Below are 25,271 nucleotides of genomic sequence, written 5' to 3' on the forward strand. Positions count from 1 at the left end.
TCTCCTGTACTTGCTGATGGAGAGGCCAAGATGGCGCCCGTTACCTTGTCGGTACTGATCCCCGCCCACAATGAGTCGGCCAATCTGCACGGTCTGCTCGATGAAATTGCACATGCCCTGGCGGGCCATGACCACGAAGTGATTGTGGTGGATGATGGTTCAGATGATGACAGTTGGTCGGTACTGGTCAGCCGGGCCAATCGACAGCCAACGTTGCGACCGCTGCATCATCGTAGCAGTGCGGGTCAGAGCACGGCGCTGTGGCAAGCAGCCCGACATGCGCGGGGGCAGTGGTTGGCCACGCTGGATGGCGATGGGCAGAACGACCCCGCAGATATTCCAGCGTTACTTCAGGTGGCCATCGCCGAACGTGCCGACCTTGTCGGCGGCCATCGAGTAAGCCGCCAGGATAGCTCCCTGAAGCGGTTTTCCTCAAAGGTGGCCAATGCGGTTCGTGCTCGTCTGCTGGGTGACGGCTATCCCGATAGCGGCTGTGGCATCAAGGTCATCCGTCGAGCAGCATTCGCCTCCTTGCCCTACTTCGATCATATGCACCGCTTCCTTCCTGCCTTGATCACCAGCCAGGGCGGTCGCTGCCTGGCTCGGCCGGTCCATCACCGGCCCCGTGGTCAGGGAGCTTCCCACTACGGTCTCGGCAATCGGCTATGGGTAGGCATCGTCGATATGCTCGGGGTCATGTGGCTTCAGCGACGCAGTCGCCTGCCGGTGGACTGCCGCTGCGTGGACAATGCCCTGGACCTGCCTCGGGTCAGCGATAGTACAGCGCTTCCACCTCACTTCATCGCGACTCAAGCGACCAATGACCAGTCAGTACCTGCGGTGTCGACGCTGGAGCAGGTGTGATGACCTGGAACACATGGTTGCTTGTCGGATTTTTGGGTCAGGCGTTGTTCTCCGCTCGGTTTATCGTGCAGTGGATCGCCAGCGAGAAGGCGCGGCGCAGTGTCGTGCCAGTGGCTTTCTGGTTCTTAAGCCTGGGGGGCGGTGCCACGTTGCTGGCTTATGCGATCCATCGTCGCGACCCGGTGTTCATCATGGGGCAGGGTGCGGGCCTGTTCATCTATCTGCGCAATCTAATGCTGATGCGCAAGGCGTCCCAGCGTGACCGTAACGTTCGCCAGGCGGCGTAGACGCCGAGCGGGCCCTGGTGGAGTGTCTGTGCTCTGCTCGAGGCCAGCGTGCCTGTTCAGAACCCTGTTGAGGAAAGCAGCATGTTCGTAGTGGGATTACCCCGACGCCCCGGCTGGGGCTGGTGGCTGGGCCTTGTCGTCTTTGCCGTGGTGCTGTTGGCCCTGGGCCTTGGTTGGCGGGATCCGTGGCCCGCCGATGAACCACGTTTTGCGCTTAACGCGGTGGAAATGCTGGTCACCGGTGAGTTCTGGATTCCTCATCGGGGCGGAGAGCTGTATGCCGACAAACCCCCGATCTTCATGTGGGCCAGTGCCTTCTTCATCTGGCTGACCGGATCCATGCGTATCGGCTTCATGCTGCCCTCGCTGTTGGCGGGGCTCGGCACCCTGGGCCTGATCGTGGATCTGTGTCGTCGCCTGCATGGCCCCCGGGTGGGTCTGCTGGCGGGTATCGCGACGCTGGCCACGTTGCAGTTCGTGCTGCAAGCCAAGACCGCTCAGATCGACATGCTGCTGACATTTTTCACCACGCTTGGTACCTACGGCGTGTTGCGTCACGCATTGCTCGGACCCGCCCGGGGCTGGTGGCGGGCAGGCTTCGTCGCCATGGGGGCCGGCATCCTGACCAAAGGCGTGGGCTTTCTGCCGCTGGCGCTGTTGCCCGTCTGGGGCGTGATCAGTTGGCGCGGTCGTCACCAGGGACAGGCCAGGGTCACGCCACTGCGCCTGCGCGACCTGGTGGAAGGCCTGGCGTGCCTGCTGGCGGTGGTGCTGGCCTGGGGGCTGCCGATGATCCTTATCACGTCGTTGTCTGATGATCCGGCGCTGGCGGCCTACCGCGACAACATCCTGTTCAAGCAGACCGGCGAGCGCTATGCCGATGCCTGGGCCCACCTGCGGCCCTGCTACTACTACATCGTGCAGGTGCTGCCCTGGGCCTGGATGCCATTGGTGCTGACCTTGCCCTGGGCGCTGCCGAACTGGTGGCGCCGGGTGAAGCGCGGCGATGCCAAGGTACTGCTGCCACTGACCGCCGTCATCCTGATCGTGGTGTTCTTCTCGCTTTCACCGGGCAAGCGAGGCGTCTATATGCTGCCGACGCTGCCGTTGATGGTCATGGCATTGGCCCCGTTGCTGCCGGCCCTGGTCCGGCGAAAGGGACCTAATCGAGCCGGCTTCGGTGGCCTGGTGTTTTTCGCCCTCTTGCTGGCGACGGCGGGCGTCCTGGGATTGGTGGGCTTCGCTCCCCTGGAACGCCTGGCCCATCGCTACGGTGTGACACCGTGGTGGGAGTGGCTGGCGCTGGGCGCTATCGCTCTTGCTCTGGCGCTGGCCCTGAAGCCACGCCGTGGAATGACGGCCATCACGCTGTTCTTCTTCTGCCTGTGGGGGTGGTGGAGCACCTTTGGCTATGCCTGGATGGATCCGGAGCGCTCTCCCCGTGACATGATGGCTCGCGTCTCTCAGGAGGTGGGGCCCAACGGTGAAGTCGCGCTGTTGAACTTTGATGAAGAAATCCTGCTGCATGCGCGGTCTCGCAGCGTGCATTTCGGTGACATGACGCCGCTGGAGAAAGAAGTGCCGACAGCCATGGCCTGGTTGGCCGAGGCCCCCGAACAACGCTGGATGCTGGTGGTGGACAAGGATCTGGAGGCGCTGAGCTGTGGGGATCTTGGCCAGGCCGTCGAACTGGGCCACCAGAATCGTCATGACTGGCTGCTGTTGCCGGGGGCTGCCTTTGCTGGCTGCCCAGCGGATCGCTTCGCTGCTCCCATCTACCTGGCGCCGACCTCGGTGCCTGCCAATGGCGCCGGCAGATATTTCGGTGACGCCAGCCGCTAGGCAAGCACTGTGCGGGTGGCTGAACGGTCGAGCTGCACCGGACGCACAAGACTTAAACCAACCTTGTGCAAAAGTTGCATTTAGAGGGTTGCATGCCGAGCGATGGGTGGGTAGCTTGTGGCAGGGGGCAGACGGCCCCCTGCAAGCGGCGCAGACCCGATGAGGTGGGCTTCTCATTGTCATGCCTCGCTGGCTGCGTCGCTGGTACGAGTTCGAATCTGAAAGCTGATCAATACCAATGGAGGGTGATCGGATGGAAGTGCAGACGTCGTCCAATCCGCAAACAGTTAACCGTCGTGGCGGCATGGCGCATCGCGCGCGTCAGAGCCAACATGACGGACAGCGTCACGCTCGCCGTGGCGCCCATCTCAAGCAGCAGCAGACACAGAGCGCCAACCAGGCCTCTTATCAGACGCTCGACCGGAGTGGTGAAGGCTATCCGACCCGGCTCCCTCAGCCGATGCAGAGCCTCTGGGTGGACCGTCGCGGTCCTGTGATCAAGGGAAGCGCCGAGCAAGGGCCTCTGAGCCAGCAGCAGTTGGATGAGTTCGAGAACAAGGGATTTCTGTTCGAGCCGAATTTCATTTCCGGTGATGAGCTCGCCTTGCTGCGCGAGGAATTGAAGGTGCTGCTCGAAAACGATGCGTTCCGTGGCAAGGATTACAGCGTCGTGGAGCCGAGCGGCAAGGAAATCCGCTCGCTGTTTGCCGTGCATTACCTGTCCGAGGTGTTTGCGCGGCTGGCCAATAATGAGCGCCTGGTCGGCCGGGCTCGTCAGATTCTGGGTGGCGAGACCTATGTGCACCAGTCGCGGATCAACTACAAGCCAGGGTTTGAAGGCAAGGGCTTCAACTGGCACTCGGACTTCGAGACCTGGCACGCCGAGGACGGCATGCCCGAGATGAATGCGGTCAGCGCCTCGATCGTGTTGACCGACAATCACGAGTTCAATGGGCCCTTGATGCTGATTCCCGGCTCGCATCGTGTGTTTGTTCCGTGCATCGGCGAGACGCCGGACAACAATCACGAGACATCGTTGAAGAAGCAGGAGGTGGGTGTCCCCAGCCAGGAGGCGTTGCGGCAGCTGATCGAGCGCAACGGCATCGAAGCACCCAAGGGCTGCGCCGGCGGCCTGTTGCTGTTCGATTGCAATACCCTGCACGGCTCCAACGCCAATATGTCGCCGGATCCCCGCAGCAACGCGTTCTTCGTCTACAACCGAGTGGACAATCGCTGCGGCGAGCCCTTTGCCGCCAAAGGCCGTCGTCCTGACTTCCTGGCCCACGAGCCGGAGGGTCGATTCGAGCCCTGAGGTTCTGCCGCCTCAGCCACCTTGGCATCCTTGAGTGGGACGGGTGACAGTGGTCGCGGGAGTAGCAAAAGCTGGGATAGACTCGAGAGGCGCGCCAATGGCGCGCCTTTTTTGCGAGTGTCGCGGCAGGTTGCCGCCTGCTCGTGACCTCTCTACTGATCTCAGGAGCCTGTCATGTCTCTCGTCCCGAGCTTTGTCGATGGCGACACCTTTTCACAGCCGCTTGGCAAGGTGGTTTGCGTCGGTCGTAACTACGCAGAACACGCCAGGGAGCTCGATAATCCTGTGCCCGACGCCCCGATATTGTTCATCAAGCCGGCGACCAGTGTCGTACCGCTTGAGGATGACGTGAAGGGGCCGTTCGAGCGCAGCGATGTGCACTTCGAGACGGAGCTGGCGCTGCTGATTGGCGAGACGCTGCGTGACGCCACCCCGGAGCAGGCAGAAGCTGCGGTGGTGGGCGTGGGTCTGGCGTTGGACCTGACGCTGCGTGACGTGCAGTCCGCACTGAAGAAAAAGGGGCATCCATGGGAGATCGCCAAGGGCTTTGACGGCGCTTGCCCGCTGTCACGCTTTATTCCGGTCGAGGCGCCGATGGATTGGTCTGCCATCGAATTCAGCCTGGACATGAACGGCGAACGTCGCCAGCACGGCATGGCGAGCCAGATGCTGTTCCCGATTCCCGCGCTATTGGCCGAAATGAGCCAGCACTTTACCCTGGCCCCCGGTGACGTGGTGCTGACCGGCACCCCCGCTGGCGTCGGCAAGCTGGAAAAGGGGGCCTCTCTGGCCTTTGAACTGTCTCTGCCCAACGGCCAGAGCCACCAGCTCCAGACCAAGGTGGTGGGCTAGGCGGCACAGGCTCGCCCAAGGCTGATAAGAGCTAAGTAGCGCTGATCAGCGCGAGCTCAGACCGGCGACGCCCAGCCCTGCAGACCCGACGGTGGGCCTTGTCCGCAGGTAGCGGGTTCAATCCAGCGGGGGTGGTATCAGGACCAGGTTGCCGACGTGGTGTTTTTCGAGGAAGCTCTTCTGGGCCTCGACGATGTCCTGCAAAGGAAAGATACCGGCCAGCAGCGGACGAATCTCGCCGCGCTCGATGTAGCCGATCAGGTTGGGGAAGACGGGCTCATCCCAGGCGGTGGAACCGATCAAGCGGATATCCTTGAGATACAACTTGCGCATGTCGAGTTCCACCACTGGCCCGGCGATGGCCCCGGAAGACACATAGCGTCCACCTCGATCAAGCACCTCCAGAACGCCGCCAAAGCCTTGGCCCGCCACATTGTCCACCGCTACGTCGATGGCGGATTCTCCCAGCGCCGATACCAGGTCATCATGACGATCAAGCAGGCGATCGGCCCCCAAGGCCTGGATCGCCGGATGCTTGGCCTGGCTGGCCACCGCAGTGACGTGGGCGCCACGACGCTTGGCCAACTGCACGACCGCTGAGCCAACGCCTCCGGAGGCACCGGTCACCAGCAGCCTGTCGCCTGTCGTGACCCCTGCACGATGCAGCATGTTTTCGGCGGTGCCATAGGCACAGGGGATGGTGGCAAGCTCTGCATCGCGCCAATCGCAGTCGACGGCAAACACCTCACTGGCGGGCACCTTGACGAACTGTGCAAACGCGCCATCGAAGTCCGATGCCATCCACACCGAATCCCAGTGCTCGAAGCCCTTAGTGCGCATGCAGGCTCGCACCAGCACGCGCCTGCCGATCAGCGCGGTGGCGTCGACGTCTTCTCCCAGGGCGACCACCTCGCCGCAGCAATCGGTACCCTGAATCAATGGGAAGGGCGTTGCTCCATTCCAGCCGCCGTCGTCACTGTTGCCTGCATCGTCGCCCTGGGCGCTGTCCGAGGACGCCTGGGTATCGCTCGTGACGCTGGACGAATACCAACCCAGGCGGGTATTGATCTCGGTATTGTTGATGCCGGCGGCCAGGACCCGCAGCAGCACCTCTCCAGGCCCCGGCTCCGGGGTGGCCACGCGCTGGTAGCTCAGCTTGTCGTAGCCGCCATTGCCCAGGGTGACGACGGCCAGCATGGTCGGCGGTGGAGTGAAGGAAGAGGAAGGGGAGCTGGAATCGGTAGGGCGTGAGGTATCGATGACGGCATCCTCCTGGTGGCTTGTGGCACGGCGCATACGACCTATCTCGCCATGGCTGACGGCTGGGTGCAAGTGCTACGCAAGGTAGCGCGCCCGCAGACACGAGGAGTGTCGGCGGGCGCGGCAACAGGCGGTGGGCGCGGGGCTTGTCTGGTCTGGACTGGCTGGCACCCAGTGGCAAGGGAAGGCTTACTCCAGATAGGTGTAGCCGTCGAGCCCCTCCGACAGGTCATCCAGGAAGTGACGCTGCTCGCGTGGATCCAGATTACTGCGGGTGAGCTGCACGCGCAGGCGTTCGCGCAGCACGTCAGCGTTGAAGTTGACGTAGCCCAGCACGTCGGACACCCGGTCACCCCACTGCAGGTTGGTCAAGCGCCAGCCGCCGTCGCGATCCAGTGAGGCATCCACCGCATCGGTATCACCGAACAGGTTATGCAGATCGCCCAGAATTTCCTGGTAGGCGCCCACCATGAAGAAGCCGAGCAAGCGCTCATCCCCCTCATGCCACTCGGGCAAGGGCAGGGTGGTCTCTACCCCCTGGCCATCCACGTAACTGTCGATACGTCCGTCACTGTCACAGGTGATGTCCTGAATGACGCCGCGACGGCTGGGTTCGCGGTCCAGTCCGCACAGCGGCAGCACCGGGAAGATCTGCTTGATGCCCCAGACATCGGGCATCGACTGAAACAGCGAGAAGTTGACGAACAGCTTGTCCGCGAGCTTCTCGGCGAGTTCATCAAGGATCTCGCGATGGGCGCGATTGCGGGGGTCCAGCTGTGAGCGAAGGGCGGCACAGGCGGCAAAGTAGACGCCCTCGCCTTCGGCCCGTGCTGCCAGGTCGGCGGCTCCCAGCACGAAACGATCATGCAGATCGCCCATGTCCTGAATCAGGTCGTGCCAGGCTTCCATCAGGCCGCGCGGCTCGGGCTCACGCTGCAGAAAGTCCAGCGTACGCCAGAGCGCTTCCACTTCGGGGTCGTCGCTCCGGCGCTCGCTGGGCGGCTGGGTATCCACGCTCTCTTCGCCGATCACGTTGGTGATCAGGACGGCGTGGTGCGCGGTCAGCGCTCGGCCCGACTCGCTGATCAGGTGCGGCTGAGGCAGGTCCTCTGCGCTACATACCTGATTGAAGGCATAGACCACGTTGCGGGCGTACTCGAGCATGGAGTAGTTGATCGAGCAGAAATTGCGCGAGTGGGTGCCTTCGTAGTCGACACCCAGTCCGCCGCCCACGTCCACCGTGTCTACCGGGGCACCCAGCTGGTGCAGGTACTGATAGAAACGGGCACATTCACGCAGGCCGCGCTGAATATCACCGATATTGGCGATCTGGGACCCCAGGTGGAAGTGCACCAGCTGCAGGCTGTCGAGGCGGCCTGCCTCGCTCAGGCGCTCGACCACCGCCAGGATCTGGCCAGCGGTCAGGCCGAACTTGGACTTCTCTCCGCCGGTATCCTGCCACTTGCCACGTCCCACGGATGACAGCCGAGCACGCAGCCCGATGCGTGGCGTCACGCCCAGGCGTTCTGCCTCTTCCAGAATCATCGGTAGCTCGGACAACTTTTCCACAACCAGGTAGACCCGGTGGCCGAGCTTCTCGCCCATCAACGCCAGACGAATGTACTCGCGGTCCTTGTAGCCATTGCACACGATCAGCGACGGGCCATCCCCTGACAGGGCCAGCACCGCCAAGAGCTCTGGCTTGCTGCCTGCTTCCAGACCCACGCGATCGCGCCCGCGCTCGTTGGTGGCGAGAATTTCCTCGACCACGCGACGCTGCTGATTGACCTTGATCGGGTAGACCGCGGTGTAGCCGCTGGTGAAGTTTTCCTCTGCCATGGCCTGGTCAAAGGCCGCGCACAGCTGCTCGACCCGGTCATGCAGAATATCGGTAAAGCGGATCAGCACCGGCAGGCGCAGACCGGCCTTGCGTACCTGCTCGACCAGGCCGATCAGGGGCAGGCTGGGGCCCGGCTCGACCTCGCCGAGGGGCCGCACCAGCGCTTGTCCGGCCTCATCCACGTCGAAGTAGCCACTGCCCCACTGGTCGATGTTCCAGGTACGGCGGGCGCGTTGCACGGCTGCATCAGGTTGCGGCTTCTGGCTCACAAGCGAACCTCGGTGTCGGGCAGGGGAAGAGCGCCATGCTCCAGGCGCGAGCGCAGGATGCGCCGGAACTGCTCTGGGTCATGGGGCGTCAGGTCATGGGCCGGCGGGTCCACGTACACCACCAGCAGGCGCGACAGCCAATAGCGCAACGCCGTCAGGCGCAGCATCAGCGGCCATAGCGCGCGCTCCTGGGCGGTCAAGGGGCGCTCGGCGAGGTAGGCCTCCAGCAGCGCATCGTGGCGCTGCTGGTCGAGATGGCCATCGCCATCGGTGGCCCAGTCATTGATGACAATGGCCAGGTCGAACAGCAGGTCACCGGTGCAACCATTGTAGAAGTCGATGATGCCGCCCAGCTGCTCGCCGTCGAACAGCGTGTTATCGCGGAACAGGTCACCGTGCAGCGCGCCCTGGGGCAAAGGCTGCTCGAGGGTTTCCAGGGCCGCCTGGTAGGCATCCACTTCATCTTGCATCAGCGCCTGGTCTGCGGGTGACAGGTAGACCAGCACCTTGTGATGCATGGCGCTCAGCCAGTGAATGTCACGAGGGTTGGGGCGGTGTCCGCTGAAATGACGCGAGACGCGGTGCATTTCGCCCAGGGCCTGTCCCAGCGCCCGGCATTGAGCGGTATTGGGGGCCTTGGGGTGGCTGCCCGGCAGGCGCGGGAAAAGCAGCGCAGGGCGACCCGCCAACTCGTGCAATGCGACGCCGTCGCGGTCGTGAATAGGGCCAGCGACGGGGATGCGATGCTCGTCGAGGAAGTCCAGCAGCTCGACGAAGAATGGCAGTTCTTCGTGTTCACCCTGCTCGAACAGAGTTAGCACCAGTTCTCGCCTGTCGGTGGTGACAAAGAAGGTGCTGTTTTCGGTGCCTGCGGGCACCCCTTGCAGCCTTGTCAGTTCGCCGACGTCAAAACGGCTGAGAAAGCCTGAGACCTGTGAGTCTTCAAGCGGAGTGAATACGGCCATGGATCGTCTCGCCCGGGGTTGCCAAGGCGCCTATTGTAGCGACTTGGCAACGAGTTGCACGTGATCGAGAAACGTAATCTCAGCGGAATGACAGTGCCCCTTGGGGCAAGTGCCCGGCAGCGGGCCTGGTGCGCGCAGGGCGCGGACAGCAAACGTGCAAGGTGAGCACAACGGGCGGGCAGCGAAGGCGGAGCGACGACGCTCGTCGATTCGCCCCGGCCAGGCTATTGGACCCTGCTTGGCTATTGGACCCAGCCTGGCACGTCGACGCTATCGCTGGTCTGGCGCTGGAAGTTGCCGTCGCCATTGCGGTCCACCAGGAAGTAGGTGCTGCCACCCTTGGGCTCCACCTTGATGGCATACAGCTTGCCGTTGACTCGGTACTCGCTCAGGGTCTGGCCGGCTTCCTGGCGTACGCTGACATCCGGTTGCACCTGCGCCACAGCGGGTGCCGCTGTCGCCAGTAGCGTCAGGGCCAGCAGGCTAGCGCTGGTGAGGCGTTGAATCATCATGGTAAGCCTCCTGATGACAGTTCATCGTCAAACGGTTTGGTAGAACGGTGTTCGATAAGACCATGATACGTGTCGCAGGGTTCCCCGGCAAAGGCGTTGTGGTCGCGCCGCAGCGGGCAGACGCTGGTGCCAGGGTAGAGCGACGCTCTGGGCTTCACTCGGCGAAAAGCGACCGGCAAAAGACGCACGGGATGCGTATCATGTGTGGCAACGTAGACATTCTTTCTTACAGGGACGCCGATCCATGGCCTCTAGCCCCATCGTTCTCGTCGACGGTTCCTCCTATCTTTACCGTGCCTTTCACGCCCTGCCGCCGCTGACCACCTCCGAAGGTCAGCCTACCGGTGCCATCAAGGGCGTGATCAACATGCTCAAGCGCCTGATCAAGGACTATCCGGACAGTCCCATGGCGGTGGTCTTCGATGCGCCCGGCAAGACCTTTCGTGATGAGCTGTACGATCAGTACAAGGCGCAGCGGCCGCCGATGCCGGATGACCTGCGCGCTCAGGTCGAGCCGCTGCACGACTGCGTCAGGGCGCTGGGCTTGCCGCTGCTGTGCATCAAGGGGGTCGAGGCAGATGATGTCATTGGCACCCTGGCGCGGATGGCGACGGACGCCGGCCGCGACGCCGTGATCTCTACCGGCGACAAGGACATGGCGCAGCTGGTCAATGGCCATATCACGCTGGTCAATACCATGAAGGACGAAACCCTGGATGTGACCGGGGTGAAAGACAAGTTTGGCCTGCCGCCGGAGTTGATCATCGACTACCTGGCATTGATGGGCGACAAGGTCGACAACATCCCCGGTGTGCCGGGGGTTGGCGAAAAGACCGCTATCGGCCTGCTGCAGGGCATGGAAGGCGGGCTGGATGTGATCTATGGCGACCTCGACAAGGTCAAGACCCTGTCATTTCGTGGCGCCAAGACGTTGCCCAAGAAGCTCGAGGAACATCGCGATCAGGCCTACCTGTCGTACACGCTGGCCACGATCAAGACCGACTGCGAGCTTGAGCTCGGCCTCGATGACCTGGCCATCGCTGCGCCGGACCGTGAGGCGCTGAAGACGCTTTACCAGCGCCTGGAGTTCAAGAACTGGCTGGCGGAGTTGCTGGCCGGTCAGGACGAGGGCGTTGACGACGTGGCGGGTGGCACGGCCACCCCGGCGGGGAGCGATGACGCCGAGGGTGGCCAGATCGCCGCGGGGGACACGCGGGAGGATCACGTGATTCTCGAGCAGGCCGAGCTGGACGCCTGGCTCCAGCGGCTGGCCGACGCCGAGGCCTTCTGTTTCGATCTGGAAACCACCAGCCTCAACTATATGGAGGCCGAGATCGTCGGTATTGGCCTTGCCCTGGCCCCGGGCGAGGCCGCCTACATCCCGCTGGCCCATGACTACCTGGATGCCCCTGCCCAGCTCGATCGCAAGCAGGTGTTGGCGTCGCTTGCTCCGATACTGGCCGATGAGCGCATCGTCAAGATTGGCCAGAACCTGAAATACGACATCTCGGTACTGGCACGCTACGAGATGGCGGTCGCCGGGCCTCTGATCGATACCATGCTCGAGTCCTACGTGCTGGACTCCACCGCCACCCGGCATGACATGGACTCCCTGGCGCTGAAGTACCTGGGCGAGGGCACGGTCAAGTTCGAGGATATTGCCGGCAAGGGTGCCAAGCAGCTGACGTTCAATCAGATTGCCCTGGAACAGGCGGCTCCCTACGCCTGCGAGGACGTCGATATCACCCTGCGCCTTCACCACGAATTGCGCCCCCGCCTCGAGCAGACGGGGCGATTGGCCGAGGTGCTCGACAGGCTTGAACGGCCGCTGGTTCGGGTGCTGTCGCGGATGGAGCGCAACGGGGTAGCGTTGAACGTCGAACTGCTGCACAGCCAGAGCCAGGAGCTGGCCGAGCGCATCCGTGAGCTCGAGGCCAGGGCGTTCGAGCTGGCCGGACGAGAGTTCAACCTGGGTTCGCCCAAGCAGCTGGGACAGATCCTGTTCGAAGAGCAGGGCATTCCCGTGATCAAGAAGACCCCCAAGGGCGCGCCGTCCACCGCCGAGGCGGTGCTTGAGGAGCTTGCACTGGATTATCCTCTGCCCAAGCTGATCATGGAGCATCGTGGCCTTTCGAAGCTGCGCTCCACCTATACCGACAAGCTGCCCAGGCTGGTCAACCCGTCCACCGGTCGTCTGCACACTAGCTATCACCAGGCGGTGACGGCCACCGGTCGTCTGTCGTCGTCAGATCCCAATCTGCAGAATATCCCGATTCGTACCGACGAAGGACGCCGCATCCGTCAGGCCTTTGTGGCACGGCCTGGCTATCGCATCGTGGCGGCGGACTATTCTCAGATCGAGCTGCGCATCATGGCGCACCTGTCCGGCGACAAGGGCCTGCTGTCGGCCTTTGCCGATGACAAGGACATTCACGCCGCCACTGCGGCTGAGGTGTTCGGTGTCGGCCTGGACAAGGTGTCCAGTGATCAGCGCCGCAGTGCCAAGGCGATCAACTTCGGGCTGATCTACGGCATGAGCGCCTGGGGGCTGGGTCGCCAGCTGCACATCGAGCAGAGCCAGGCCAAGACCTACATCGATCGCTACTTCGATCGCTATCCCGGGGTGGCCCGCTATATGGAGCGTATCCGTGCTCAGGCGGCCGAGGATGGCTATGTCGAGACAGTGGCCGGGCGCAGGCTCTATCTGCCGGAAATTCACTCTCAGAACCGCGCTCGTCGCCAGGGTGCCGAGCGCACCGCCATCAACGCGCCCATGCAGGGGACGGCGGCAGACATCATCAAGCAGGCCATGATCGATATGGACGATTGGCTGACCGACCAGGCGGGCAGCAATGGCTTCGATGCCTGGATGGTGATGCAGGTCCACGATGAGCTGGTGTTCGAGGTCAAGGAAGACCAGGTGGACGCCTTCATGGCCGAGGTCAAGACGCGCATGCAGAATGCTGCCAGCCTCGATGTGCCCCTGATTGTCGAAGCCGAGAGCGGTGCCAACTGGGACGAGGCCCACTGATAGCGCCAGCCATGGTCTATGCTGTTGTCCCAATGGAGGTGCTGGCAAGGCACCGTACGCGGCCGACAAGGAGAGCAACAGCATGGCGACGCCCTGGCAACGACCCAAGATACTGGCCTTCGATATCTTCGGCACCGTGGTGGATTGGCACGGCAGTATCGTGCGCGAGGTCGAGGCCCTGGGCCTGCTTGACGGTCCCGGCTGTGCGCTGACGCCAGCTGACTTTGCCCGAGCCTGGCGGGCGGGCTACAAGCCTGCGATGGCTCGGGTGATGTCAGGCGAGCTGGGCTGGACGCGCATCGACGACTTGCACCGGATGATTCTGGACGAGCTGCTCGATCAGTATCACTTGGCGCTGGACGAGCCGGGGCGGAGGCAGCTCAACCTTGCCTGGCACCGGTTGGCGCCTTGGCCCGACAGCGTCGAGGGGCTTACGCGACTCAAGCAACGCCATGTGATCTGCACCCTGTCCAACGGCAATCTGGGGCTGCTGGCCGATATGGCCAAGCTAGGAGGACTGCCCTGGGACCTGATTCTGTCAGCAGAGGTCTTCCGCGCTTACAAGCCCCATCCGGACACCTACCTAGGCGTCGCCGAGGTGTTCGAGGTGGACCCATCGGAGGTCATGCTGGTGGCCGCCCACCAGGATGATCTCGACGCCGCTCGCGGCTGTGGACTCAAGACCGCTTACATCGAGCGCCCCCACGAGTTTGGCGCCGACGCCCCCAAGTCGGTGGAGGGATCCTCCGCCAACGACCTTCACGCCAGCTCGCTGACGGACCTGGCCCGCGCACTGCAGTGCTAGTGGGCCAGTCGCTGGAGGCTAAGGATAATGACCATCGAACCTGGTGATGCCTGGGGGCTGGCTTTGCCCGCCAGGTAGTCCGCCTCGACAAGTGGTCATTCACCACTGCCGAGATCGTGTTGCGGGTGCTATGGTGTCGGTCATGGAATGCCAACTTGGTCGTGGATGCCACGGCCCCATTGCCGGAGACAAGGATATGACACGGGTAAAGATGGGATGGGCAGCGCTTGCCATGGTGACGCTGGCAGGCTGTGCGTCGACCTCGCAGCCACAGACCGCCGCGGAAATGTTTGACTGTAGTGCGCTTAATCAGGCGGTGGCGAGTGCCGAAGGAGGCTTTGCTGGCATCAAGGGGCGTTTCGAAGACAACCGTCTGACCCGCACCTGGGAAACCGACGTTCAGGCGTTTCATGAGTCCTGCCTGATCACCTCATCCCAGCGTCCCGATCATTATTCCTGTTTCGGCCGCATGGACAGCGATGATCCGCGCGGGGCGCTCACGGTCGGTGGAGAGGCGCTGGGGCAATGTCTCGGTGCGGACTGGTCCTCGACCCGTGAGGAAGGCAGCGACCGCTTGATCTTCTCCAAGGCAGGCACCGACACCACCGTGTCACTGGAAACCTTCCTGAATGATCGCGGGCGCCGCATGGCCAGCCTGGATGTCTGGCAGCATCCGGATGATCTGCGACTGGAGTCTACCGGCCGCTAAGCGCCATCTCGACGTTGCGGACGAACACGCCGCGATCCAAGACGCTGCGAAGGAAAAAGCCCCGAGCCATCGACTGGCTCGGGGCTTTTTTTGCGTCAGGCTTGCAACTTGGCAGTCGCTGGCCTCAGCGACGGATCAACGCCAGCCAACGCGGTCGAAGATCTTGATCGCTTCCGGGTTGTTTTCACCCAGCACGCTGACGTTGACGTCGTCCTTCTTGAACTCGCCCCAGGAAGACAGCACCTCATCGAGGGCGACGCCTTCCACCACCGGGAACTCGTGATTGCCCACCGCAAACAGCTCCTGGGCCTTGTCGGATGCCAGGAACTCAAGGAAGGCCACCGCGTTATCGTGGTTCGGCGCACCCTTGACCAGGCCAGCGCCGCCGACGTTGACGTGGGCACCACGGTCATCCTGATTGGGGAACAGGATCTGGACGCTCTCGGCAGCTTCGCGCTCGTCGTCGTTGTCGGACGTCAGCAGGCGCACGTAGTAGTAGTGGTTGGCGACGGCCACATCGCACTCACCGCTGGCCACGCCCTTGATCTGGTCACGATCACCGCCTTCCGGGTCCCGCGCCATGTTATCGACGACGCCCTGGGCCCACTCCTCAGCCCCTTCCTCGCCGTGGTGCTCGATCATCGATGCCAGCAGTGACTGGTTGTAGATGTTGTTGGACGAGCGAATGCAGATCTTGCCCTTGAGGCTCGGGTCGGCAAGCTTCTCGTAGGTGTCGACCTGTTCAGGATCGATAGTCTCCGGGTTGTAGAAGATCGCACGCACACGCTGGCTGAAGCCGAACCAGTCACCTTCAGGGTGGCGCATGCTGGCGGGCAGGCGATCATTGAGCACCTCGGAGTCCACCGCCGCGAAGATGCCTTCTTCCTCGGCACGCCACAGACGGCCAGCGTCCACGGTCATCATGATGTCTGCCGGGCTGGCTTCGCCTTCGCGCTTGATGCGCTGAATCAACTGATCGGAATCGCCCTGCAGCACATTGACCTCGATGCCGGTCTCCTCGGTAAAGGCATCGTACATGGCCTGGTCTGAGTCATAGTGACGAGCGGAGTACACGTTGACGCTGCCGTCGGCGTAGGCAAGGCCGGAAGCGCTTGCCAGGGCAATGGCGGCGGCGAGGCGAGTGGCGTTTGACATCGGAGACCTCTTGTAGTGGGGAATGATAATACGTGTCATTCTGCGATGATATTGAACGGCTTGTTACCGGCGGCGTCAATCATTGTGCCTCCACGGAGCGATGGCGGTGGCTTCACTCGGCATAGTCGGCACGGCTCATTCGAGGTAAGCCCGCTACCATAGGGGCAGTTACCTCAATAGGGGCAGTAACCTCGACGAGGATTGCGCCTGCCAGGGGTGTGACAGGCGGTGCGGGGCACGCACCGGCGCTTGCCAGCGTCTGGTGAAGGGAACTGGCCGGTCTGCTGAGGGGGAGCTGGCCGGCGTCTGGTAATGGAAAAAGGGGGAAGGCGTGTTGGAAGGATTCGCGTTACCATGGCCTGCCCAGCGGCGCTGGTGGGCGTCCCGAGGCCGCAGGGCCTGACACCCGCCACTCTTGTTTTCGGCTCTTCAGGTGCGATGACCGTCATGCCCCCACACTCTGCCTCCGCTGCTGCCGAGCAGCTAGCACTCGAACAGACACCGTTGATGACCATGCACAAGGTCCAGCATCGCTACGCTGATGCGCTGGCGGTGCGTGATGTGTCCTTTTCGATAGCGCCAGGGGAAGTGGTGTGCCTGCTCGGGCCCTCCGGCTGTGGCAAGACGACCTTGCTGCGCATTGTGGCGGGGCTTGAGGCGCTGCAAAGCGGGGAGCTGGTGTTCGATGGGGAGCGCCTTGCGGCCCCCGGGCTGGCCCATGTCCCCCCCGAAAAGCGCAGCGTCGGCCTGGCATTTCAGGAGTCGGCGCTGTTTCCTCACCTTAGCGTGCTCGACAACGTCAGTTTCGGGCTTAAGGGACTGCCGTCAGCCAAGCGCCGACAGCGGGCGCTGGAACTGCTTGCCCAGCTTGGCATGGACGGTTATGCCGAGGCATTTCCTCATACCCTGTCGGGAGGTCAGCAGCAGCGCGTGGCCCTGGCCCGAGCCCTGGCGCCTTCGCCCAAGTTGATGTTGCTTGATGAGCCCTTTTCCAGCCTCGACGCACGACTGCGGGACCGGATTCGGGACGATACCCTGCACGTGCTGAAGCAGCTGGGCGCTGGCACCCTGCTGGTGACCCATGACCCGGAAGAGGCCATGTTCATGGCCGATCGTATCGTCTTGATGCGAGAAGGCAGGGTGGTGCAGGCAGGCACCCCGGAAGAGCTCTACTGTGCGCCCGCGACGCCCTTCGTGGTGACCTTCTTTGGGGACGTCAATCGTCTCGAAGGGACGGTGCAGCGGGGCTATGTGCGCACGGCCGTGGGACCGGTGGCAAGTGACCTGGCCGAGGGTTCGCGTGCGCAGGTGCTGGTGCGACCGGAAGCGCTGCGGGTGGTGGAGATCGACAGTCCCAAGGCGCACGAACATCACAGCCACGTGCTGATGGCACGCCTACTGGGACGCAGCAGCCTGTTGCACCTCTGCGTGCATGGCAGTGATGGCCAGGAAGCCCACATGCACGCCCGCGTACCCGGCGTCTTTCTTCCCCGCGAAGGCCAGGCCGTTCAGGTCAGTCTCGATCCGGCCCAGGCCTTTGTCTATCCGGCCGACATGGTGTGATATCCGCTGATATCAGCTGACATGAGCTGGCCCGGCTGACGCTCAGTCTGATCAGGCGCCTCTGTGGCCAGGGCGCGAGCGGCGCATGGCCAGACTCAGCAGAACCACCGGAATGATTCCCACCGCCACGATCGCCAGCGAGGACGTGGACGCCTCGGCGAGCCGCTCGTCGGCGGCCAGGTTGTGGGCCCTGACCGCCAGGGTGTCGAAGTTGAACGGACGCAAAATGATCGTGGCCGGCAATTCCTTCATGACATCCACAAAGACCAGGATGCCGGCGGCCAGCAGACTGCCTCGCATGATCGGCGTGTGCACCTTGCGCAGCGTGCCGGTAGCGGTCTCCCCCAGGGTGCGTGCAGCGGCATCCATCGACGGTGTGACCTTGCCCAGGCTGGCTTCCACCGCGTTGAAGGACACCGCCAGGAAGCGCACTACGTAGGCGTAGATAAGGATGAAGGCGGTGCCGCTGAGAATGAGCCCGATCACCTCCCCGGTGGCGGCCTTGTAGAGCTGATTGACATGGTCGTCGACCCAGGCAAAGGGAATCAGGATGCCGACGGCCACGACGGACCCCGGGATGGCGTAGCCAAGGGAGGCAATTCGCGTTGCCGTGCGGGTCACCGCGCTGGCTTCCAGTCTGGCGCCGTAGCTCAGGATGACCGCCAGACCCACCGCCACCAGCGAGGCGCTGATGGCCAGCAGCAGGCTGTTGCCGGCGTACTCCAGAAAGGCGCCTCCCAGCACGCTGTCGCCAGCCTTCAGGGCCATGCTGCCCAGCAACAGGCAGGGCAGCACGAAGCCCACGGTCACCGGCACGGCGCAAGCCAGTGTCGCCCCCCAGGCACGGGCACCGCTAAGTCGATACTCCGGCAGCTGCTGATAGCGGTGCGAGGTGTGATGAAAGCGGCGCTTGCCCCGTGACCAGCGCTCGAGCAGCACGAACAGGATGACGAAGGCCAGCAGGCAGGCGGCCAGCTGGGCGGCGGCGACCTGCTCGCCCAGGCCGAACCAGGTGCGGTAGATGCCCGTGGTGAAGGTATCGACCCCGAAGTACTGCACGGCGCCAAACTCATTGAGGGTCTCCATCAGCGCCAGCGATACCCCGCCCACCAGAGCCGGACGCGCCAACGGCATCGCTACCTGGGTGAACATCTGCCAGGGCGTGCGACCCAGCGTTCGTCCCACATCCAGCATGCACACCGACTGCTCCAGAAAGGCGGCTCGCGCCAGCATGTAGACGTAGGGGTAGAGCACCAGGGTGATCAGGGTGGCCGCCCCAGGCAGGGAGCGAATGTCGGGGAACCAGTAGTCACCGCGCGACCACTCGAAGGTCTCCCGCAGCAGGCTCTGCAGTGGGCCTGCGTACTGCAGAAAGTCCGTATAGGCATAGGCGATGACATAGGTAGGCACCGCCAGTGGCAGCAGCATGGCCCACTCGAACAGGCGCTTGCCCGGGAAGCGGCACATGACCACCAGCCAGGCGCAGCCGGTACCGATCGCCAGCGTGCCAAGGCCGACGCTCAGGACCAGCAGCAGGGTGTTGACCAGGTAGCGACTCAGCACAGTGTCGGCAAGGTGGCGCCAGATATCGCCAGCAGGCACAAGAATGTGGCCAAGAATGACCAGCACCGGCAAGGCGACCACGGCGGCAACACCCAGAGTGAGCCAGCCCCAGCGAGATAGCCGTCGTGATGGAGCGTTGGCCATTGAGGAAGAACTGCTGGACAAGGGGATACTCCTGGTCGGACACCGCAGGTCGGGCGGGACGCAAGATGATACCAGCCCGTCGCGGATGCTGCAGTCAGTGGAAAGGGGCAGGGGCGCGGTATCGCTCAGGTATTCCTGCCAGGCAGCCACAGGATGGCTTTGAAAGTGAATGAGTATTCATTTATTTTAAAAGGCATCTGACAGGAGGCTTTTGCATCGTGCGACCCCGTGATGACAGCAAGCGAGTGGGACTGCTCGAAGCCACTCTGGTCGAAGTGACAGAGCACGGCTTTCAGGTCGCCTCGGTCGCGCGTATTGCGCGTCGCGCCAAGGTCTCGCCGGCGACGGTCTACATCCACTTCACCGACAAGACTGCGCTGCTCGAAGCGACCTTTGTGCACGTGTGTGATCGCTTGATCGATACCGCGCTGGAAGCCTTCGATGACGAAGTCGACTTGCGTGCAGGGCTCAAGGCGATCTGGCGGGCGTTGTTCGGCTTGGCGCTGGAGCAGCCGCGGCTGTTTCGCTTTCACGATGCCTTTAGTCACTCGGTATGGATGACCGAGGCACTGCGTGAGCGCAACGACCGCCGACTGTCGCCGCTGCTTGACGTGGTGGACCAGGGCCAGCGCAGCGGTGTGCTCAAGCCCGCCGGTCGCGCCCTGGTGCACTGCTTTCTGTTTTTGCCGATCTATCAGCTGGTGCACGGCCAGCAGTGCCACCCCTTCGACCCCAGTGACGCCAATATCGAGCTGGCCTTTGCCATGGCCTGGGATGCGATAGCCGCCAGTCCGGAGGCGGCTACGCAAGGCTGTCGTTGAATACGTCCTGTTGGCGCAACAGCCTGAACCAAGAGCCTGGCGCAAGACATTGAAGCAAAACTGAAGACTGACCCCCTGTAGCCCCTGACCCAAGACCCTTGGATGCATTGGAGCCCCCATGATCCCTTTCCGCCAGCGCCTGATTCTTCGTCGACGAAGCCTTGTTGCCACGCTGCTTGCCGTCATTGTGATAGCCGGCTGTGAGGCCGACCAGCCGCCACTGACGCAGCAACAGGTGCATCCGGTGAAGCTGGTAGCGCTGGATGCCAAGCGCCAAGGCATGCTGATGCGCTATCCCGGTCAGGTTCAGGCGTCTGAGCGTTCGGAGCTCTCCTTTCGCGTTGGCGGAGAGCTGCGCGAGCTTGCCGTACAGCCAGGCGATGAGGTCGAAGCCGGCGACTTGATCGCTCGGCTGGATGACCGCGACGCCGAGAGTCAACTGGCCAGCGCTCGCTCCAGTTACAGCCTGGCGGAGGCGACCTACGAGCGCATGCGTATCTCGCTGGAGCGCGGCGCCATCAGCCGCTCACGCTTCGACGAGGCCAGGGCCGAATACCTCTCGGCCCAGGCCCAGCTCAAGCAAGCACAGGACCAGGTCAGCTACACCGAGCTGACGGCGCCGTTCAGCGGTGTGATTGCCTCGGTGCCTGTCGATAACTACCAAGTGGTCACCGCCCAGCAGACCATCGCCGAGCTGCAGCAGCCAGGTTCCATCGATGTCACCTTTCAGCTGCCGGAACAGCAGGTGCGCCGGATCAACGACGAGCGTGCTCAGGCGGTGCAGGACGGTGATGAGGCCGTGGTGTGGGTCACCTTCGCCGAAAATCAGCAGCAGCGGTACCCGGCCCGCTACAAGGAGCACGACAGCAGCGTGAGCCAGGGCTCACTGAGCTATGAGGTGACCCTGACCCTGCCTGAGCCGGATGACATCACCGTGCTGTCAGGCATGAGTGCGACCGTGCTGCTCGACATGAGTGCGCTCACCGGTGACAGCCGAGACCCCTGGCGCGTGCCGGTGGCCGCGGTGACCACTCGCGAGTCAGCCCCTGAGCAGCCAGTGGTATGGCGCTTTGTGCCGGATGATCCCGCCGCCGCTGAAGGCCCCGGCAAGGTCGAGGCCGTGCCGGTGACGCCGGGGCCGATTACCACCCGCGGGATGTTGATCGAAGGCGAGCTTGAGGCCGGTGATCGGCTGGTGGCTGCCGGTGCAGAGCGGATGCAGGAAGGGCGACAGGTGCGCCCGTGGATCAAGGAAGAGGGGCTCTGATCAATGGTCGATTTTTTCCTGCGCCAGAAGGTGATCAGCTGGATGATCACCCTGCTGCTGGCCATCGGCGGCGTCGTCTCCTTCTTCGGCCTGGGCCAGCTCGAGTTCCCCGAATTCACCATTCGTAACGCCATCATTTCGACCCAGTACCCTGGCGCGACGCCTGAGCAGGTCGAAGAAGAAGTCACGCTGCGTCTGGAGAAGGCCATCCAGCAGATGCCTGACCTCAAGCGTGTCAGCTCGGTCAATGCCGACGGGCTGTCGCAGATCACCGTGGAGCTGGAGAACACGGTGCGCGAGAACGAGCTGGATCAGTACTGGGACCTGCTGCGCCGCAAGATCAATGATGCCCAGGTTCAGCTGCCTCCTGGAGCGGGCACGTCGATCGTCAATGATGACTTCGGTGACGTTTTCGGCTTGCTGCTGACCTTGACGGGGCCGGACTACGGTCAGCAGGACCTGGAAGATCATGCCGACCTGCTGCAACGCGAACTGCGCCTGGTCGAGGGGGTCAAGAAGGTGGCCATCGCCGGCACGGTGCAGGAGCAGGTGGTAGTGTCTCTCGATCGTGACCGCATGAAGGCGCTGGGAATTTCGCCGCAACAGCTCAGCGACCTGCTCAATGCGCAGAACGTGGTCGGCGATTCCGGTCACATCAAGCTGGATGGCCTGTCCCTGTCGCTGCAGCCGACCGGCGAGTTCGACAGCGTCGAAGCGCTTGAGCAGCTGGTGGTAGGGCGGCCGGGTAACGGCCTGATTCGGCTGGGGGATATCGCCGAGGTGTCGCGTGAGCTCAGCGACACGCCCCAGTTGTTGTATCACGCGGGCGGCCAGCCGGCGCTGTCCATCGGGATTTCCTTCGCCTCCGGGGTCAATGTGGTGGAGGTCGGCGAGCGGGTAGAGGCCCGACTCGCTGAGCTGTCCCAGCGCATGCCGCTAGGGATGGAGCTGGAGACCGTGTATCACCAGCCCCACGTCGTGGAAGACGCGGTCAACGGGTTTTTGATCAACCTGGCGGAAGCCGTTGGCATCGTCATCCTGGTACTGCTGCTGTTCATGGGCGTGCGCAGCGGACTGCTGATGGGCTTGATTCTGCTGCTGACCATTCTCGGCACCTTCATCATGATGTCGATCCATGGGATTCAGCTGCAGAAGATATCGCTGGGCGCCTTGATCATCGCCCTGGGCATGCTGGTGGACAACGCTATCGTTGTCACCGAAGGCATGCTGATCGGCATGGCCAGAGGCAAGACCAAGCGCCAGGCGGCGCTCGAAGTGGTTGGACAGAACCGGCTGCCCTTGCTGGGGGCCACGGTGATCGCCATCACCGCCTTTGCTCCGATAGGGCTGTCTCCTGATGCCACCGGTGAGTTCGTCGGGTCGCTGTTCTGGGTGCTGTGCTATTCGCTGTTTCTCAGTTGGATCACCGCCCTGACCCTGACACCGTTCTTCTTTGATCTGTTCTTCAAGGATCGCGTCGCGGGCGATGACCAGAGTGACGACGTGGACCCCTACCGCGGGCTTTTGTTTCGGGTCTTCCGGCGCATGCTTGTCCTGGGTATACGGTTTCGCTACCTGACGCTGTTGCTGGCGGTCGCCCTGCTGGCCGGCGCTCTGTCGGTATCCGGTCAGGTCAAGAACGCCTTTTTCCCGGATGCCACCACCCCGCTGTTCTTTGCCGACGTGTGGCTGCCGGAAGGGACCGATATTCTCGATACCGAGCGCACCGTCGAGCGGCTGGAGCAGAAGGTCCTCGAGATGGAGGGCGTGACCCAGGTGACCAGTGTGATCGGTGGCGGCGCCCAGCGCTTTACCCTGACCTATGCCCCGGAAGACCGCTACGCGAGCTTTGGCCAGTTGATCGTCGAGACTCGTGATCGCGACAGCCGAGAGGCGCGCATGCGCGACGTGATCGAGACGCTGCGACAAGACTTCCCGCGGGTTCAGTACAAGGTGCAGGCGCTGCAGGTAGGCCCATCGGCCAAGGCCAGCATCGAGGCGCGTATCTACGGTGATGACCCCGAGACCCTGCGTGAACTGGGGGCTCAGGTGCGCGGCATCTTTCAGGATGAACCCATGGCGGACAGCATTCGCCTGTCATGGAGCAACCGCGAGAGCGTCATTGTCCCCGAGTTCCTGGATGAGCAGGCACGCCGGGTGGGGGTGACCCGCGATGGTCTGCAGCAGGCCTTCCGTCTCAACAACGATGGCGAGCAGGTCGGCGTCTATCGGGAAGGCAGTGAGCTGATCCCGATCGTGATGCGCTCCCAGGAGGGGCAGCGTCACGACATCGATAACCTGGGCGCCATCAACGTCTGGAGTGAAGAGCAAGGGCGCTACCTGAGTGCGGGCAACGTGCTGGGTGAGCTGCGTACCGAGCTGCGGGACCCCTTGATCAAGCGCCGCGACAGGCGGCGGATGTTGGCCGTCTACGCAGAGCCCATGCCGCTCTCCGGTGAGACCGCTGCCAGCGTGCTGGGACGGCTGCGGCCCCAGGTGGAGGCCATCGAGCTGCCGCCAGGCTACGCCATCGAGTGGGGCGGTGAGTACGAGACCGCCAGCGAAGCTCAGCAGGCGCTGCTGTCGTCGCTGCCGATGGGCTTGCTTGGCATGTTCATCATCACGGTGCTGCTGTTCGGGCGCCTACGACAGTCGCTGGCCATCTGGTCCATCGTGCCATTGATGATGATCGGCATCATTGGGGGCCTGGCCCTGTTGGGAGCACCCTTCACCTTCATGGCGCTGCTCGGCACCCTGAGCCTGATCGGCATGGTGCTGAAAAATGCCATCGTCCTCATGGAAGAGATCAACGTCCAGCGCAAGATCCAGGACGATGCCCATGATGCGGTGGTCCAGGCCGCTGTCAGTCGTGTACGCCCGGTCACCATGGCGGCGATCACTACCATGTTGGGCATGTTGCCCCTGTTCACCGATGCGTTCTTTGCCTCCATGGCCGTGGTGATCGTGTTCGGCCTGGGGGTGGCGACGCTGCTGACGCTGGTGATGGTGCCGGTGGTGTACTGCACGCTGATGCGCATTCGCGCGAGCTGAGAGTGGGCCGTGATAGCTCCCGGCGACGTCAGCCGCCGGGGGCATAGAGTTCGCGATTCGGTGTGACGGCAGAGGCGTCCTGCGTGCTCTGTGCCTGCGGGTCAGCGGACGCCAAGTGCTGCTCCAGCCACCCCGTCAGCAGAGGCCACAAGGTCTCCCGGTGGCGTCGGCGGAAGCCGTCCAGGTGTCCCAGTGCGCCACTGCCCAGCGTCTCAGGAGTGAGCTGCAGACGCGTCACCGGGGCCTGGGTGAAATAGGACGCCAGCAGGTCAATGCTGTCGCGGCTGGCGTAGGGGTCGTCATCGAAACCGACCACCAGCAGCGGTATGGTCAGCCTGGCGAAACGGGCCTCCGCGGCAAGCTCAGGATCATCGAAGAAATAGCGCGGCAGACTGATCCAGTGGCTGCACTGGCGGGCAACGCCGCAGGGGACGTCTTCACTGACCCCCAAGCGCCGACAGGGGACATAGCCGGCGACGCGGGACAGCAAAGGAAACAGGATCTTAAGCAGCACATAGGCCCGCAGGCGAAGCCACGGTGACGTGATGAAGCGCAGGCAACTGGCGTTGCAGGCGATCAGCACCGCGGCGCTCAGCAGTCGACTGGCCTCGCCCAAGCCAATGGCATGCCCGCCAAAGCTGTGTCCCACCGCCAGCATCGGGAGCGTCGGCCAGCGCTGGTGCGCCCAGCGCGTCACGCTGTCGGCGTCCAGTTCTGCCCAATCCTGCATGCTCACCTGTAGCTGGTCGAGGTGTTCCGGTCGCGACCGGCCTATCCCGCGGTAGTCATAGCAGATCACTGTCAGCCCTCGTTCACACAGGGCATTGGCAAACCCCTGATAGAGACGCTGGGAGACAGCGGAGGCGGGATGGATGATCACCACTCCTCGCGGGTCCTGGTCGGGTTCGAAGAGGCTGGCGCCGAGCGGATAGGCGTCGGCGGCAGGTAGGGTAAAGCGAGAGACATTGGCCATCGGTTGGGCCCTGCACGGTAGGTGGATCGAGAGGTCGGGATCTCTCGATAAGTAATACGGCGCAGGAACTAGGTCGAGGCTTTACCAAAACGGTAGCGCGGGAGGGTGAAAAGCCGAAGAGTATGCTCTCTCGGTACTGGAAATCTCGTCGCTGCAAAGTAAAAAAGCCCCCGCCGAAGCGGAGGC

At 63.2% G+C, this 25,271-nt stretch carries 19 protein-coding genes; 12 read left to right on the forward strand and 7 right to left on the reverse strand.

The window, feature by feature from the left end:
• Nucleotides 1–30 precede the first annotated feature (30 nt).
• The 5 genes from KUV72_RS13780 (at nucleotide 31) to KUV72_RS13800 (ending at nucleotide 5,157) form a co-directional block, all read left to right on the forward strand.
• Nucleotides 31–864, forward strand: a complete 834-nt coding sequence (locus KUV72_RS13780) for a glycosyltransferase (RefSeq protein ID WP_222238796.1) — start codon at nucleotides 31–33, stop codon at nucleotides 862–864.
• Entirely contained in the window at nucleotides 864–1,151 is a 288-nt protein-coding gene (locus KUV72_RS13785; RefSeq protein ID WP_222238797.1) for a lipid-A-disaccharide synthase N-terminal domain-containing protein, read from the forward strand. Before KUV72_RS13780 ends, KUV72_RS13785 begins: the two co-directional genes overlap by 1 nt.
• 81 nt (nucleotides 1,152–1,232) lie before the next feature.
• The gene (locus tag KUV72_RS13790) at nucleotides 1,233–2,993 is read left to right on the forward strand and encodes an ArnT family glycosyltransferase (protein ID WP_222238798.1); all 1,761 of its coding nucleotides are present in this window, start codon (nucleotides 1,233–1,235) and stop codon (nucleotides 2,991–2,993) included.
• Nucleotides 2,994–3,453: 460 nt separating this feature from the next.
• Nucleotides 3,454–4,305 carry an ectoine hydroxylase gene (thpD, locus tag KUV72_RS13795; protein ID WP_222238914.1) on the forward strand — a complete coding sequence of 284 codons (852 nt, stop codon included), beginning with the start codon at nucleotides 3,454–3,456 and terminating at the stop codon, nucleotides 4,303–4,305.
• A 174-nt stretch (nucleotides 4,306–4,479) separates the two neighbouring features.
• Nucleotides 4,480–5,157, forward strand: coding sequence for a fumarylacetoacetate hydrolase family protein (locus KUV72_RS13800; RefSeq protein ID WP_222238799.1), 678 nt, complete (start codon nucleotides 4,480–4,482; stop codon nucleotides 5,155–5,157).
• A gap of 117 nt (nucleotides 5,158–5,274) precedes the next feature.
• On the opposite strand, the gene KUV72_RS13805 is transcribed toward KUV72_RS13800, so the two are convergent.
• The 4 genes from KUV72_RS13805 to KUV72_RS13820 all read right to left on the reverse strand — a co-directional run bounded on the left by KUV72_RS13805 (nucleotide 5,275) and on the right by KUV72_RS13820 (nucleotide 10,003).
• Entirely contained in the window at nucleotides 5,275–6,453 is a 1,179-nt protein-coding gene (locus tag KUV72_RS13805) for an alcohol dehydrogenase family protein (RefSeq protein ID WP_261317504.1), read from the reverse strand.
• Nucleotides 6,454–6,606: 153 nt separating this feature from the next.
• Nucleotides 6,607–8,526 carry a biosynthetic arginine decarboxylase gene (gene speA, locus KUV72_RS13810; protein ID WP_206940708.1) on the reverse strand — a complete coding sequence of 640 codons (1,920 nt, stop codon included), beginning with the start codon at nucleotides 8,524–8,526 and terminating at the stop codon, nucleotides 6,607–6,609.
• Nucleotides 8,523–9,491 (reverse strand): homoserine kinase, encoded by a 969-nt coding sequence (locus KUV72_RS13815; protein ID WP_206940706.1) that lies wholly within the window; start codon nucleotides 9,489–9,491, stop codon nucleotides 8,523–8,525. Before KUV72_RS13815 ends, speA begins: the two co-directional genes overlap by 4 nt.
• Nucleotides 9,492–9,733: 242 nt before the next feature.
• The gene (locus KUV72_RS13820; RefSeq protein WP_206940704.1) at nucleotides 9,734–10,003 is read right to left on the reverse strand and encodes a DUF2782 domain-containing protein; all 270 of its coding nucleotides are present in this window, start codon (nucleotides 10,001–10,003) and stop codon (nucleotides 9,734–9,736) included.
• A 244-nt stretch (nucleotides 10,004–10,247) separates the two neighbouring features.
• On the opposite strand from KUV72_RS13820, the gene polA reads away from it, so the two are divergent.
• From polA to KUV72_RS13835, 3 genes are all read left to right on the forward strand, one after another.
• Nucleotides 10,248–13,034 (forward strand): DNA polymerase I, encoded by a 2,787-nt coding sequence (polA, locus tag KUV72_RS13825; protein WP_222238800.1) that lies wholly within the window; start codon nucleotides 10,248–10,250, stop codon nucleotides 13,032–13,034.
• An 82-nt stretch (nucleotides 13,035–13,116) separates the two neighbouring features.
• The gene (locus tag KUV72_RS13830) at nucleotides 13,117–13,839 is read left to right on the forward strand and encodes a haloacid dehalogenase type II (protein WP_222238801.1); all 723 of its coding nucleotides are present in this window, start codon (nucleotides 13,117–13,119) and stop codon (nucleotides 13,837–13,839) included.
• Nucleotides 13,840–14,035: 196 nt separating this feature from the next.
• Nucleotides 14,036–14,548 carry a hypothetical protein gene (locus tag KUV72_RS13835; protein ID WP_222238802.1) on the forward strand — a complete coding sequence of 171 codons (513 nt, stop codon included), beginning with the start codon at nucleotides 14,036–14,038 and terminating at the stop codon, nucleotides 14,546–14,548.
• A gap of 135 nt (nucleotides 14,549–14,683) precedes the next feature.
• Here KUV72_RS13835 and KUV72_RS13840 read toward each other — a convergent pair whose 3' ends face one another.
• Nucleotides 14,684–15,703: a Fe(3+) ABC transporter substrate-binding protein gene (locus tag KUV72_RS13840; RefSeq protein WP_222238803.1), complete on the reverse strand. Its 1,020-nt coding sequence runs from the start codon at nucleotides 15,701–15,703 to the stop codon at nucleotides 14,684–14,686.
• 447 nt (nucleotides 15,704–16,150) lie between these two features.
• Between KUV72_RS13840 and KUV72_RS13845 the strand changes: the two genes are divergently transcribed.
• The gene (locus KUV72_RS13845; protein ID WP_206940681.1) at nucleotides 16,151–17,266 is read left to right on the forward strand and encodes an ABC transporter ATP-binding protein; all 1,116 of its coding nucleotides are present in this window, start codon (nucleotides 16,151–16,153) and stop codon (nucleotides 17,264–17,266) included.
• A 51-nt stretch (nucleotides 17,267–17,317) separates the two neighbouring features.
• On the opposite strand, the gene KUV72_RS13850 is transcribed toward KUV72_RS13845, so the two are convergent.
• Entirely contained in the window at nucleotides 17,318–18,973 is a 1,656-nt protein-coding gene (locus tag KUV72_RS13850; RefSeq protein WP_222164041.1) for an ABC transporter permease, read from the reverse strand.
• Between the two features lie 218 nt (nucleotides 18,974–19,191).
• Here KUV72_RS13850 and KUV72_RS13855 point away from each other — a divergent pair, with 218 nt between their 5' ends.
• The 3 genes from KUV72_RS13855 to KUV72_RS13865 all read left to right on the forward strand — a co-directional run bounded on the left by KUV72_RS13855 (nucleotide 19,192) and on the right by KUV72_RS13865 (nucleotide 24,112).
• A complete protein-coding gene (locus tag KUV72_RS13855) occupies nucleotides 19,192–19,794 on the forward strand; it encodes a TetR/AcrR family transcriptional regulator (protein WP_222163937.1) in 603 nt (200 codons plus the stop codon).
• A gap of 118 nt (nucleotides 19,795–19,912) precedes the next feature.
• Nucleotides 19,913–21,061: an efflux RND transporter periplasmic adaptor subunit gene (locus tag KUV72_RS13860; protein WP_222238804.1), complete on the forward strand. Its 1,149-nt coding sequence runs from the start codon at nucleotides 19,913–19,915 to the stop codon at nucleotides 21,059–21,061.
• A 3-nt stretch (nucleotides 21,062–21,064) separates the two neighbouring features.
• Entirely contained in the window at nucleotides 21,065–24,112 is a 3,048-nt protein-coding gene (locus tag KUV72_RS13865; protein ID WP_222238805.1) for an efflux RND transporter permease subunit, read from the forward strand.
• Between the two features lie 28 nt (nucleotides 24,113–24,140).
• Here KUV72_RS13865 and KUV72_RS13870 read toward each other — a convergent pair whose 3' ends face one another.
• Nucleotides 24,141–25,085, reverse strand: coding sequence for an alpha/beta fold hydrolase (locus KUV72_RS13870; RefSeq protein ID WP_222238806.1), 945 nt, complete (start codon nucleotides 25,083–25,085; stop codon nucleotides 24,141–24,143).
• Nucleotides 25,086–25,271 lie beyond the last annotated feature (186 nt).

Source organism: Halomonas sp. DP4Y7-1 (genome assembly GCF_019800705.1).
Taxonomy (GTDB): Bacteria; Pseudomonadota; Gammaproteobacteria; order Pseudomonadales; family Halomonadaceae; genus Halomonas; species Halomonas litopenaei_A.

Bases quoted from the DNA above. Each gene is read 5' to 3' on its own strand.
- KUV72_RS13780 (WP_222238796.1), top strand. From the start codon at position 31: ATGGCGCCCGTTACCTTGTCGGTACTGATCCCCGCCCACAATGAGTCG.
- KUV72_RS13785 (WP_222238797.1), top strand. From the start codon at position 864: ATGACCTGGAACACATGGTTGCTTGTCGGATTTTTGGGTCAGGCGTTG.
- KUV72_RS13790 (WP_222238798.1), top strand. From the start codon at position 1,233: ATGTTCGTAGTGGGATTACCCCGACGCCCCGGCTGGGGCTGGTGGCTG.
- thpD (WP_222238914.1), top strand. From the start codon at position 3,454: ATGCAGAGCCTCTGGGTGGACCGTCGCGGTCCTGTGATCAAGGGAAGC.
- KUV72_RS13800 (WP_222238799.1), top strand. From the start codon at position 4,480: ATGTCTCTCGTCCCGAGCTTTGTCGATGGCGACACCTTTTCACAGCCG.
- KUV72_RS13805 (WP_261317504.1), bottom strand. From the start codon at position 6,453: ATGCGCCGTGCCACAAGCCACCAGGAGGATGCCGTCATCGATACCTCA.
- KUV72_RS13815 (WP_206940706.1), bottom strand. From the start codon at position 9,491: ATGGCCGTATTCACTCCGCTTGAAGACTCACAGGTCTCAGGCTTTCTC.
- KUV72_RS13820 (WP_206940704.1), bottom strand. From the start codon at position 10,003: ATGATGATTCAACGCCTCACCAGCGCTAGCCTGCTGGCCCTGACGCTA.
- polA (WP_222238800.1), top strand. From the start codon at position 10,248: ATGGCCTCTAGCCCCATCGTTCTCGTCGACGGTTCCTCCTATCTTTAC.
- KUV72_RS13830 (WP_222238801.1), top strand. From the start codon at position 13,117: ATGGCGACGCCCTGGCAACGACCCAAGATACTGGCCTTCGATATCTTC.
- KUV72_RS13835 (WP_222238802.1), top strand. From the start codon at position 14,036: ATGACACGGGTAAAGATGGGATGGGCAGCGCTTGCCATGGTGACGCTG.
- KUV72_RS13840 (WP_222238803.1), bottom strand. From the start codon at position 15,703: ATGTCAAACGCCACTCGCCTCGCCGCCGCCATTGCCCTGGCAAGCGCT.
- KUV72_RS13845 (WP_206940681.1), top strand. From the start codon at position 16,151: ATGCCCCCACACTCTGCCTCCGCTGCTGCCGAGCAGCTAGCACTCGAA.
- KUV72_RS13850 (WP_222164041.1), bottom strand. From the start codon at position 18,973: ATGGCCAACGCTCCATCACGACGGCTATCTCGCTGGGGCTGGCTCACT.
- KUV72_RS13860 (WP_222238804.1), top strand. From the start codon at position 19,913: ATGATCCCTTTCCGCCAGCGCCTGATTCTTCGTCGACGAAGCCTTGTT.
- KUV72_RS13865 (WP_222238805.1), top strand. From the start codon at position 21,065: ATGGTCGATTTTTTCCTGCGCCAGAAGGTGATCAGCTGGATGATCACC.
- KUV72_RS13870 (WP_222238806.1), bottom strand. From the start codon at position 25,085: ATGGCCAATGTCTCTCGCTTTACCCTACCTGCCGCCGACGCCTATCCG.